This is a genomic window from Spongiivirga citrea (assembly GCF_010671565.1).
Classification (GTDB): domain Bacteria; phylum Bacteroidota; class Bacteroidia; order Flavobacteriales; family Flavobacteriaceae; genus Spongiivirga; species Spongiivirga citrea.
In genome coordinates this window covers 579,326-593,594 of record NZ_JAABOQ010000002.1, presented here as the reverse complement: position 1 = coordinate 593,594, position 14,269 = coordinate 579,326, and the positions used below count along the sequence as shown (strand labels likewise).

Here is a 14,269-nt window from a genome sequence, read left to right as displayed (position 1 = left end):
ATTAAAACCGATCGTAACGTTCTTCTTTTTTTCTTTTTAGTTTTCTTGGGTGCGATTTTGTTCCCTTGGGACAACTGCTAGATTTTGCAGCCAGATCAACCACTATAACATCCTCCCTCTCACCTAATTTCCAACATAGACAAGCTGTCTCAAAACCAAATACTTGAAATTGATTACTAGTTATCGATTGCGTAGTTTTTCCGTTTTGTAGTTGAAGTGCTAACAATCCATTTTTAGTTGTATGTAAATACACTTTTTGAGCATATACAATTTGGTCATACATGGGTTGTTGCACTAATATGTTCACTTCATTGACCAATTCATTATCCTCGCTATTTTCTATATAGTGGAGTAACTTCTTATTTTGAGATTGTTCTAACTGTTCAATAATACCAACCTTATCTGCCAATTTTAGTGTGAGATAGGTGGGCTTTTCAGCTATAGAATCATGATATTCAAAAAAAACCGTTTTTCCTTGATCGCGTATGGCCTTTTTGTACAATGCATAGCTTTTTTGAGTGAAATCGGTAACGGTAACACTCAAAGGCTGTTTTTCAATCCAATTAACGACTGCACTCGCTTCTATACTTTTATTAAAAACCATGCCTTTTTGTTGTACTACAGTTCCTAAAAAAATGGCATTTTGAGCAGATTTTTGTTGTTGTGCAATGCTCGTTGTAGCGACAAAAAATGTTGCTAGGATTGTATAAAAAAGCATTTCTCTTCTCTTCATAAATACAAATGATGAATATTTTTTAAATGTAAGTAAAAGTGCTGGGGATGCAAAGGGCTTAGGCGAAAAGTTCTAGGGTAATTGGAGGATAGAAGATTGGAATTATCTGCATTTTCAATATAGCGAAGTAGAAGTGATACCGCTACTATTCCAAGTCTGCGACTTCGTGTTTCTTCATATAGCTCAATTTCTATGTTTTGCTTCTAGGAGCAAACTGAAATATTATTGTGGGTATTTAATGAAGCTTAGTTAGGCTGCGAAGTCACAAACATTCGCAGAGCTACACTCTTCAGAGCAGGAAAGACTTTTTTATTGTAATCTCCCTAATACTTTTCTTTTTCATAGCCAAGACAACATAAAGTCAATCAAAAGATATAATCCAAAAGCAAAGATCAATAATTGTCTTTTGGTTATATTCAGCTTTAATGATTTAATTATAAAATCCGATCTGTAATATAATATTATTAGAGTGATAATAAGTATTATCACTCTAAAGATTATTGGGTTTTGTTTTACTAATTCCATTGTTTAATTTAATTACCACCATTCCACCATTCTTTCCATTTAGAGACTTTAAACAAGTCTTGGAATGAAGTTGGACCAACACTCTTTCTATTACTGCTTTCAGGTTTTGAAGGTGTCTTCATATTTTTAAGCGTTACGCCATTTCTAATCTGTTCTACTCCATAAATCATCATATATCCATTATTTTCTCCAATAGCCTTATTTAAGGCATCTCCTGCATATTGGGTTACCCCATCTAAACTTGTTGGAACACCAACAAGGCCTATAGCAGAAGCGCCTTTATCTCCTAATTTTTTCTCAAGAAGCTTTGCTACTTTATTATCTAAAGGTCCAAATATGGAAAGGACTGCAATACCAACTCTTGTAGCATTTGTTGTTTTTTCTGACAGTTCATTAATCTTATCTTTATTATAAACACCTTTATTGTTTTTGTTATAATTAGCTACCAGACCTGTCCATTCGCCTAATGCAGAATTGCTGTTAGCATTGACATCACTTATTGTAGATGTTGGATCGCCTACAGAGACTTTACCATTGGCATCTTTTGTTATAGTCCCTGTAACTGTGATTTGAGTTGTCCCATTCGTCACGTTACCATTAGCATCTACCGTATTAGTAATTGAACCTGATGAATATGTAACAGATACACTACCATCATCATTTGTCGTTGTCGTTGTTGTAGTCTTAGTTTGAGTAATATGAGTTACATTGTGTTCATCAACTTTAGAGCTTATTACAGTATTTGTTTCCTTAATTGGGTCTGTTGCATTAGCTCCACTAGGGTCAACCCAAAAAATAGGATTATTATCAAACGCTACATAAGGCGACATTGAATGATGAGTAACTGGGTCAATACTCGTAAATCTTCCTAAGGCTGGATCATAGTTTCTAAAATCCATTTCGTGAAGATTCAAGCCTAAAGCTTCTTCAAATTCAACTCCTTGGAACTCAAATTTACTTGCAACGCTATTCACGTTAGCAGACATGACATCGTTGTACCCCCTGTGTTTAAGACCAAAGGGATAATAATTATTCTCCTCAATAATTTCAATTTGAGCTAGCGCTTTATTGTATTGAAAGTTCAATCTACTATTGCCAAGATGATCGCGATATTGGTAAATATAATTAAAAATACCATTCGTTTCTGGTTCAATGTATCCTTCGGGATGTGAGAAGAATTTTAATTCATCTGTTGTTCCTGTACGTTCATAAATAAAGTTGCCAGCATATTTAGTGGTTGTAAAATTAAAGCCTTCCGCTACTAATTTTTCCAGTTTTCCACCAGTTGCATCATAGATATAATTGATATAGCCATTGTGATCAGCATTATTAATTATAACTCTTGTTGGTAAATTAAGGTGATTATATTCAATACCAGTAATCCCTTTATTTTGGTCTAGAGTTAAATTGCCATTCGCATCATAACTGTAGTCATCACCAGTATTACTAGCATCTTTAAAGCCGTAAATCGAGTTACTTAGGTCGACTACCTTACTTAGTTTATTACTGTTAGATTGATACTCATATTCTAATTGGTCCATTGAACCGAAATGTGAAGGTGTACCTAGTACTGGGGTTTCAACAATAGCACCTTGACGGTTTAAGGTTTTTATGTTACCCATTTTATCATAAGTCACATTACTTAGGTTAAAACTACCTGTATTATCTGTTGCACTATTAATCCGATTCAGGGCGTCATAGGTATAGTCATAACGTTTTAAACTGCTATCTACATTCGCGGTACGCCACTGTGTTGCAGCAATATTGCCATTGTATAGGGCATTGGGACTAGTATTATAGTGAATAGCAAAACTAAAGAGGTCGTCACCTATATTATTAACATCATTAATGCCTCTTAACCACCCTCTTACATTATAGCTATAATCTACTTGTTGTAATCGGTTAGTGCCTTCTACACCGCCAATATCTTTGCTTACCAATAACCCTAAATTATCATAGGTGTTTTCGGCAATAACCTCAGTTTTACCTGCTAACTCCTGTGTTTGTTTACTCATACGGCCCATATGGTCATAGCTAAGGTTGTCAACTGTCAATATTTGTGCATTGGTACCCTTTTTATGAGAAGTGGTTGTTTTTAGAACCCGGCCCGTAAAGTCAAGATCCATAGTTACGGTGTCTTCCGTATCGAGGTACAAATTTTTAGAAGTTGTAAAAACTACCCTTCCCTTTTCATCATAAGCCGTTAGGGTGTAAATCCAGCCATTAGCTTCGGGTACATCTAAAACGCGTACTGCCGAAACGGTTGGTAGACCTTTGACATTTTGGTTTAATATTCCGTTAGGGAAATTATTAGTATTAAAGGGAGTTAGATCAACATTATAATTATCATAATAGTTAACCGTGTAAATTTCTCCTATTGCTGTTGGGTATGCATTATTACTATAGTATAAGTTAGTATTACCCACATTCGCTTCAGAAGTATTTTTTATTTCGTAGGCAGCAGTAGCATTATTGGCACTTGTTTGTAGTACACTTCTATTGCTACCATCAATTAACATCCCCGTATAAGCCACCCTACCAAAGACATCATACTTGGTAAATAACCATTTGTCATCGGCCTCTCCAGAATTTTCAGTGCGCATATTAGCATCTTGGGTCATTATAGGTTGATCCAGCTTATTGTACACAATATATTCCCAGCCCTTGCTAGGTACTTTCTTTTCAATAAGTCGGTTTCGGTAATCGTATTTATATTGGTAACAAAGCTCATCTAGCTCAGTTGTTTGAACTCCGTTAGATGTATCTACTTTTGGAGGTAGCACATAGGTTAGATTTCCAAAATCATCATATACATAATAGGTGTCGTGCGGGACTTCTAGTTCTAAAGTACCATCATCATTAAGATCAATGTCTGCATAGGTGCGTTTTACGAGTACTCTACCTTGTTTGTCTTTAAATTCTTCGGTAGTATGGTTTTTTGTTGCAGAACCATCATGATTTTCATCTCTCGTAATGTTTTTGTTTAGCTCACCTGCACTGTAATAGGTAGTGCCATTTCCTACTAAGACTGGAGTAAAATCAGAAGAAAGCGTGACTTTAAATAGTCGTACCTCATTCGCTAGATTGGTATCATAACCAAACTCAATTTCATTGCCATTACCCAAAGCCCAATCTTTACCTGGAGCAGCCTGTTTTAAAGGTCTATTTAAGGGTGATGCTTCAAATTGTGTTTGCGAAAAGGCATTTACATCCGCGGGATTAGCGATACCCGCAAAGTCATCTGGATAAGCCGTTTGATAATAGCTTTGTGTTGCTAATGCTTGGTCACCTGTTCTAAAACTACCTAAATCACCTGTATCAACCATATGGGGTAAAAATTCTTTTTGCATACGACCGTATTGATCGTATTCCATATGGGTTATAATGTCTTTTTGAGTAGGGGAGGCTTTTATGCCAATACTTTGTTTTGCTCTGCCCAAACCGTCGAAATAGGTAATCGACTCAATCACATCCCTATTGTTTTGAATGTCGTTTTCAGAATTAGCTTCTACCATGTAGTTACGAGTGAATACATAATTTTCGTCGCTAAAAGTTGGAGTTTGATAAGGAGTTTGGGCTACGCCTTGTTCAATATCAATACTTAATTTATCTACAGCAATATCTCCTTGCCAACCATTGGTTAGACCTGTAAGTCTAATTTTGGCAGTACCACCAGCTAAAGCCGTGATGTCGACTGTAGCTGTTTTCCAATCAGCTCCTTGATCACCTGTAATTTCTAATAGTGACTCCCATGAGAAACCATTATTGGTGCTACCAAGTACGGTAAATGTCCCGGTTGCATTTCCAGTCATTTGATAAGAGAATGTAAGGGTAGCACTACTAGCATTTGTAAAATCGAAGCAAGGGGAGTCTAGATTTGTTAATTTGCTGGGATAGTTTGGGCTCGAGGCCTCTACATATACATAATAGGAACCTTCAATAGCTCCTGCAGGTCCAGTATTGCTCGAGGGAGTGCCACCGGTTCTTAAGGCCCAATCAAAATCATCTAGTTGATCTTGAGTCCAAAGACCTAAGGTGTTTTCAAAACTCTGATTATATGGGAAACTAGCTACTTCCGCTGTACAGCTTGGAATGTTGTTAGGATCTAGTAAGGCAATGTTGTCAATTGAGATATCTCCGCGATAACTGGTTCCTGAAACGGTATTAAAGCGAAGTTTGACAGATTGACCAGCGTAAGTACTTAAATCGATGGTATGATTTTTCCAGGAATTACCTTGATTTCCGGATAGCGACCATAGTTCTGTCCAGCTAGCACTATCATCAGTAGAAATCTCTAACTTAATTGTCCCGATATCGATACCATACATATGATAATCAAACTTGAACATCGCAGTATTCAAGCTTGATAGATCAAAACAGGGAGAATATAGGATGCTTGTTTTTGTTGGGAAATTAGGATTAGATACTTCTGTATAGATATAAAAGGTTCCATCTGAAGCGTTTGACGGCCCGGTACTACCTGAGGGAGTTCCATCACTATCTCTTCTCCAATCAAAATCATCATTAGCATCATGTGTCCATCCGCCTAAATCGGTTTCAAAACTTTCTGAATATGGGAACGCCGTAACATCGGCAGTACAACCACCTACTGGTGGGTTAGTTGAACAATCGTTGGTTGTGGAGTTGATTGTGGGACATTGATCTGTATTATCTAAAACATAGTCCGCTGGAGCAGTACATTGTGTTATAGAAACAGCTGGATCTCCTAGTCCGTCACCATCTGTGTCAGCATACCAAATAGTATTGGGATTGATGCTGGTATTGGTGTCATCACAATCCGTATTATCCGTTACGTAGCCTGCGGGTTGTGTACTTTGGTTAATTGACTGATTCGGATTACCAAAACCATCTCCATCGCTATCTTGATAAAAAGTATTGGGAATAGTATCGGTTATCTGATCATTAGTGTCATCTAAGTCATCACCATTGTCAACGTATCCATTAGGTTGAGTACAATTAGTAGTCGTATTATTAGCATCACCAAAACCATCACCATCAGTATCCGCATACCAAATTTTGTTAGGGTTAATCGTAGCATTGGTATCATCACAATCTGTATTATTATTAACGTAACCTGCCGGCTGCGTACAAGTTACGGTTGTGTTATTGCTATCTCCAAAACCATCACCATCGGTATCTGCGTACCAGGTTATGTTTTGATAAACACTTGAATTGGTATCATCACAATCACCAATTGGTAATACGGTCGTTGTATAGTTTGCTCCCGGATTAGTACAACCTGTTTGTGTTGAAGCAGCGTAGCCATCCCCATCAGCATCGAGATACCAGATAGTATTAGGGCTGATAGTAGCATCGCTGTCATTGCAATCGGTATTATTGCTTACATAGCCCGTTGGTTGTGTGCAAGCCGAACTTGTATTGTTCGGATCTCCAAAACCATCATTGTCTGTGTCGGCGTACCAGATAGGGCTATTGTCAATGGTATAGCTAACCGAAACAGCAGGACTCCAGCAGGAATTAGGATATCGTGCTCTTAAGTAGTAAACTGTACCAGATGTTACACTAAAAGATTGAGACGAATTTGCTGTAAGTGTTCCATTAGGGGTGGTTTGCCAATAACCTGTTGCTCCGCTGGGAATAGACCCCATTGTTAGCGTTGTTGAACCACAATTATTAGTTGCAGTTGGTTGAGCTGGGCTTGGAGGTACGTTATTAACTGTGTAATTAATTGTCGCTGTAGTACCCCAACATCCAGTGGTATTATTTCTACCTCTTAAATAGTAGGACCCTCCCGAAGTCAGTTGTGGAGAATTGGTATTTGAGTTAGACGTATTAGTACCACTTGCACTTGATTGCCAATACCAAGTTACACCTGATGGTGGATTATTTCGTTGTATTATGGTATATCCACAATATTGATCAGTGTCTGCAATGGTCGGTGTTGCAGGTCTATTAATGTTATAGGTTACTCGAGTTGAAGGCCCCCAGCAGTTACCACTTCTTGCTCGTATCCAATATTGGGATCCAGATGATCGTGTAATGGATGTTGCTGAATTTGAAGTACTTGTTCCCGTACTGCTACTTTGCCAATAATAGGTCGTACCACTTGGCGGATTAGCTCTTGACAAAACAGCATTACACCCACTGTATGAAACCGAAGGAGTCGGTGGTGTTGATGGGTTTTGATTAACCGTGTAGCTCACCGAAACTGCAGGACTCCAACAGGAGTTAGGATATCGTGCTCTTAGATAATAGACTGTACCTGATGTAACATTAAACGATTGTGCTGAGTTTGCCGTTAAGGTACCATTAGCTGATGTTTGCCAGTAGCCAGTAGCTCCACTTGGAATGGATCCCATCGTCAACGTTGTTGAACCACAATTATTAGTTGCAGTTGGTTGGCCCGGACTTGACGGTGCTGTATTAACGGTATAATTAATTGTTGCTGCTGTACCCCAGCATCCAGTTGTATTGTTGCGTCCTTTTAAATAGTAGGTGCTACCAGATGTTAATTGAGGAGAAGTACTTGCTGAGTTAGCTGTACTCGTGCCTCCAGAAGAAGATTGCCAATACCAAGTGACCCCGGATGGTGGATTATTTCGGGTAATTGTGGTATATCCACAATATTGATCAGTACCTGCAATTGTTGGTGTTGCCGGTCTGTTTATAGTGTAAGTTACTCTTCTTGCTGTACTCCAACAATTACCACTTCTTGCTCTTATCCAATATTGGGATCCAGATGATCTTGTAATGGATGTTGCTGAATTTGAAGTACTTGTTCCCGTACTGCTACTTTGCCAATAATAGGTCGTACCACTTGGCGGATTAGCTCTTGACAAAACAGCATTACAGCCGCTATATGAAACCGAAGGAGTTGGTGGTGTTGATGGGTTTTGATTAACGGTGTAGCTCACCGAAACAGCAGGACTCCAGCAGGAGTTAGGATATCGTGCTCTTAGATAATAGACTGTACCTGATGTAACATTAAACGATTGTGCTGAGTTTGCCGTTAAGGTACCATTAGCTGATGTTTGCCAGTAGCCAGTAGCTCCACTTGGAATGGATCCCATCGTCAACGTTGTTGAACCACAATTATTAGTTGCAGTTGGTTGAGCTGGGCTTGGAGGTACGTTATTAACTGTGTAATTAATTGTCGCTGTAGTACCCCAACATCCAGTGGTATTATTTCTACCTCTTAAATAGTAGGACCCTCCCGAAGTCAGTTGTGGAGAATTGGTATTTGAGTTAGACGTATTAGTACCACTTGCACTTGATTGCCAATACCAAGTTACACCTGATGGTGGATTATTTCGTTGTATTATGGTATATCCACAATATTGATCAGTGTCTGCAATGGTGGGTGTTGCAGGTCTGTTTATAGTGTAAGTTACTCTTCTTGCTGTACTCCAACAATTACCACTTCTTGCTCTTATCCAATATTGGGATCCAGATGATCTTGTAATGGATGTTGCTGAATTTGAAGTACTTGTTCCCGTACTGCTACTTTGCCAATAATAGGTCGTACCACTCGGCGGATTAGCTCTTGACAAAACAGCATTACAGCCGCTATATGAAACCGAAGGAGTTGGTGGTGTTGATGGGTTTTGATTAACAGTGTAGCTCACCGAAACAGCAGGACTCCAGCAGGAGTTAGGATATCGTGCTCTTAGATAATAGACTGTACCTGATGTAACATTAAACGATTGTGCTGAGTTTGCAGTTAAAGTACCATTAGCTGATGTTTGCCAATATAGAGTGGCTCCGCTAATACCGCTACCCATTGTTAATGTCGTTGAACCACAATTATTAGTTGCAGTTGGCTGGCCAGGGGCATTTGGTATCGCATTAATACTATAATTAACTGTTCGTGCTCCACTCCAGCAACCTGATGAATTTCTTCCTCTTAGGTAATATGTGCTACCAGAAGTTCGTGTTATAGAACTAGAAGAATTTCCAGTACTCGTTCCTGAACTGCTGGATTGCCAATAATAAGTCACTCCACTTGGTGGATTAGGTCTCGTCAATACACTTTGTCCGCATTGGTTAGAAACCGAAACTGTAGCTGGTGTTGATGGTGGAGTGGGGATTGTTACTGAAACTCCATTAGAAGCTGGTCCCCACGGTCCGTTCGTGACATTTGCTCGCCCTCTTAAATAGTATGTACCATTAGAAGTTGGATTAAAACTTTGTTGTTGGTTTGATGTGCTCGTGCCGGTTGAACTAGTTTGCCAATACCATGTTACTCCGCTAGGAGGGTTAGAGCGACTTAAAGTTGCCAAGCAGTTTGCGATACTTAGTGTTGGAGTGCTTGGCTTTGCCGGAGTTGGGGTTGACTGTACAGTAACAGTTTTGCTCGATGAACCACCACTTAATTGTAATTGCAAAATGAAAGTACCCGCAGATAATGCCCTTACTTGAACACTTGTGCTTCCATTTCCTGAGATGATTTGTGCGCGTGAAGTATTGTTCACACTCCAAGAAATGCTTGGGTCACCAAAGGGAATTGAAAATGTGCTTTGTTGACCAACTGTCATAGTAGATGGTCCGCTAATTTGAGCTTTTGCAGCAAGAGTCGAAAGTAGGAGTAAGAAGAATAAAACGATACTTGTTTTATCTTTTAAGGAATTAATTAAGTTCATACTTCGCTATTTTTCTCAGGTGGTTAGTTTTTGTTTTTGTTTTCAAAGTTTTACAACTTGTTTTTCTGTTTCTTTTAGTTGGGATACACTTGTATTTGACTAGTGCCAAAACCATTAGAACAATCAGCAGGACTACTATTGAAATTATAGGTAAACGGATATGATGGTGGAGTTAGAATTATTGATGCCCCAGGATTTAAATTTATTGCTCCCAAATCGATGGTTGTTCCGCCGAATGATGGTCCGCTTATTTGATTTGAGTTGTTTACAACTCGTATAGCCCCTCTATTTACGATTATACTTCCGGCCATTCCTGTAGAACAATCTGCATCAGTATCGCCGGTTACTGTAAAAGCAGGTCCAGTAGGAGGAGGGTCGGGACAATAAGTTTCATACCGAACTACCTGAAACGATAAGTATTTGGAAAAATCACTATAATTCTCAGAATATCTAACTGTTAACTGAGACCGCGCATCCCAATTTGCATTCGTATTTAACGGGCATTCCAATTGAACTTTAACTAGTTTTGTGCTGTTAGCTGGAATTACATATGGAACAATTTCGTATTCCGGGGTTAATACTAGCTGCTGCCATTCGTTTGTTATGCAATTATCGTCGCTTACAATATTAGCTACATACAAGGGAGAATTGCCTGAATTAACTAGAGCGACTTCAACATATCCAAATTCTATATCTATTATATAGCAATCAGGATTAATGGTTAGATCTCTTGTCTCAACTCCTGCCGAAGCATTTAACGTAATAGCTAAATCTCCGTTAATATCATCACTTTTTATCAATAATGTCCCTCCAAAATTACCAGTAGTAGATGGAGCGTTGAATGTAATTGGTAAGTTAAACGAAGAGCCTTGAGGAATAAAAATTATCTGATTATCCCATGGACTACTAAAATTAGTGGGTAGCTGAAGGTCATTAATTGTAATACCGTAATTACCAGTATTCGTGAGTTTAATGTATGCCTCTCTTGATGTATTTGAATTGACAACTCCAAAAGGTAGTACGGATGCTGAAGTGAGTCCACCACTTTTTAATATGTCGGCGTATTTATATTTAAGTTCTTGTACTAATTTTAGATTTAAATCTTTTATCCCTATTAATCTTCTAAATTCATCATATGTGTAATGAGTACTTCTTCCAGCGGGATCTTTACTTTCTGTTAAGCCAGTTAATGGATTAAATTTATAAGTTGAGACAAAAGCGTTTATTGTATTTGGATGTTCTCTAATAACTTGCTCATAATTTGTACCTTGATTAGATGCTGAATTGTAGGCAACTAAAAGATTTGCATGCGATATACCATCTCCTTTCACTATTGGGTACTCATTGTCATAACCCCAAATAAACGAGCTTTTCAGACCATCGGCTATCGTATATTGTAACACATTGCCCTCACCATCATACTTATCATAAGTTACTTTTAATTCATAACCAATGGTGAAATCAAAACCATTACTGGATCCGGTAAAATTACCTTGAGATTTGTCGTATGTATAAATCGCTCTTAGAATTACATTACCTTCCTCTACATCATATTTGTATCCCATAGCAGATACAGCGATGTCATTTACGTATGTAATTTGTTCCATTATTAGATCGATAATATTTTTACTATTCATATAATCTCTCATACAAATTTGACCGCTTGTATCATAGGTGCACGGCGCATTTCCAAAATCTGACAAACGTTTGTAAACAGATTTAACTACTTCACCTTTACTATTGATTGATTGCTCTGATATTAGTTGATTTTTAGTGTTAAACTCATAGTCTGAAGTTGCAGTCAAATTACCAGAATCGAAGTATTGAGTGGTTTTCGTTTGACTTATGTTTACAGTCTCAATAGGTGTTGTATAGGGTGTTAATGGAGTTAAAAAAAGTTTAGTAACAGGCACGCTTCCCTGGCTTTCCTGAATACCAGCTCCAAAATCATAAAGCAAATTGGTATATCCTACAGCATCAACGAATCCGTCCGAATTAGAGGATTTTTGATATTCAGTAAGCTGTTTCACAGTGCCATTTTTATCTGTATCAATTCGTGAAATAGGCTTACTATTTAGCTTAGATTTCAATAATACCTTTGGAGGATTGCCTAAAAATTCAGCTGGAGTATTTTCAAACTCATAGAACACCTTATAGTTTTCATTTGTTTGTGTACTTTCAATGGTTTCAATGACTTTGCTATAACCAATTCGTTTCCCGCCAGCAGTATTACTTCCTGGAATGGAGAGTTGATAATGAAAAGCCTTTAAACAAAGAGAAGGTGCTCCGTTATTAGTGACAACTTCAAACCAAAACATCGAATTATCTGCACTAGTATCCTGCAGATATAACATGGGTGTCATTAGGCGGCCTGACGAAAAATTTATGGTACTAGTGTAACTATATGATTTTTTACTGACCAATTGGTCATTTTCATCTCTCGTTTGTATAGATGCAATTCTTAATCCTCCAGCCTTGACATTGCCACTTTCACCATTGTAATTAATAGCCTCGGGAACCAAAAATAATTGTGATTGACCTCTTCCTGTAGCATAATACTCTTGTGATTCATACTCGAAGGTGCTATAACCTCTTGTTGGATATTGGACTTTTACAAGCGCTCCGGCAATACCATAATCAACATTTGGTTTTCTATCTTGACGTTGCACATAATATAAAGAATTGGGTAGCTGTGTGTAAACATCACAATTAATAACATCTCCCCAACTAATTCTGTTTTCATTGGGCGAATACTGCAGGGCAGAATTCAACAGTAAATTATAACCGTTTATAGGTGGATATAGCGCATTGTTACCATCTTTACCACTGTAATAACCAAAATGATCAACAGCTAATGTTGATTTACGGGGCAAGCCATTTAAACCTTCTGCATATTCAAAATTATGGCGTTGGTCATCAATTTTTATATAATCTAACCTGCTCCTTAAGTATTGATATTGACTGTAAAGATTACTGTTTTCATAAAGCTTGTCATAATTAAAATAACTTTGACCTAATTCTATATTTTTAGTAAAGGTCGATGCTGTATTTAATCCTTGAATAGTAATATTTGTATATCGCTTTGGCTTTTTAACATCTTGCAGTTGTTGGGGGAAAATATTAACAAACTGATTCAAATACAGATCATTTTTTTTGATGTCCTCCCTGTCCTCCATGGTAAAGGTAATTTCCACTTCACCGGGTACTGTTATTGATTGTTGATATACATGCTCATGAATTTGCCTGCTGAATGAAACTTTATTGCCCGTTCCTGGGTAAAAAAAGGATGCACCGTTACTGAAAACGTTGAGTAAACTTGGCAGTCTTTCTTCGCCAAAAGCTGGAGTTGTAACTGAGAGGTGTTCGCTATTTTGGTTTGGAGAGATATTATAGGAAAAGTATATCTCTTTGCCCTTTGGGCTTATTATTTTTTCGAGGTACCAACCCGTGACAACTCTAAAATTACCTCGGTTTATGATTGTTTGAAAGTCAATTAAATTACCATTGTCATCAAGGTTAATGCCTTTGTCACCAGAACCACTCATATTGGTTGAACGCTCCTTAATCCGGAATATCCCCTTAAAACCGGTTGGAGTAATAATTTCAAAATCTTCATCACCTCGTGATTGTGGGTCACCCTCATTAAAAATTATCTCTACTCCATCAACGTCATGTTTAATTACTTCAATTACATCGTTGGTTACTTCTTTTCTTGAGAGACTAAAAGATCCTGAAAAACCAAAAAAGTTGTAGTTAAAAATATCTGGCTCAGTGTCAATGAAATTGCCGTTTATACCTAATGATATAGAAGTCTTTTCATTTTCTGATAAACTACTCCAATTAAGTAATTTGTCATTGTAATCTAAAGTATTGTATATATGACCTTTATAGTTGTTTGATTGTTGAAAATCGTTTATTCCTCTAACCTGTCTACTAATCACTGCGGTGGCATTTAAAGCCCACCCTAAACCAGCTTCTGTAGCCTCTTGATTGGTCTGAATGCCGCTGGCGTGATAGTTTAGCGTCATAGGCAGTTGCCAACCATCAAAATCTATTGTGTGCAGCGGGATATTTACACTTGCGGTGCCAGTATATAAATCTGGCTGCTGTGCTTCAAAGCGAGTAATTTCATAAGCCATTGGACTTGGGGGTACAATATCAGCGATGTACTTATTACTGTCTTGCGCTTTAAGTGGCAGTAGACTTATGAAAGTGAGATATGAAAGAATAATTCTTTGGTTACTTTTCATGGTCAGCGTTTAATTATTAGAAGTTTGCAAATTAAAGCGACAGGTACGCACTTTAATAATGAATTAAAGCTACGAGATTTGAAGAGAATTGTGGAAAATAATCGAAATGGTTTTATGAGATAGTCTTATAGTTTTACGAA

At 37.8% G+C, this 14,269-nt stretch carries 3 protein-coding genes; all 3 read right to left on the bottom strand.

The window, feature by feature from the left end; all coding sequences use genetic code 11:
* Position 1: 1 nt before the first annotated feature.
* On the bottom strand, positions 2–733 hold the full coding sequence (locus tag GWK10_RS06160; RefSeq protein WP_164030292.1) for a hypothetical protein: 732 nt from the start codon (positions 731–733) through the stop codon (positions 2–4).
* 533 nt (positions 734–1,266) lie between these two features.
* Positions 1,267–9,879, bottom strand: coding sequence for a DUF6443 domain-containing protein (locus tag GWK10_RS06155; protein ID WP_164030290.1), 8,613 nt, complete (start codon positions 9,877–9,879; stop codon positions 1,267–1,269).
* 74 nt (positions 9,880–9,953) lie between these two features.
* Positions 9,954–14,129: a hypothetical protein gene (locus GWK10_RS06150; protein WP_164030288.1), complete on the bottom strand. Its 4,176-nt coding sequence runs from the start codon at positions 14,127–14,129 to the stop codon at positions 9,954–9,956.
* Between the last annotated feature and the right edge of the window lie 140 nt (positions 14,130–14,269).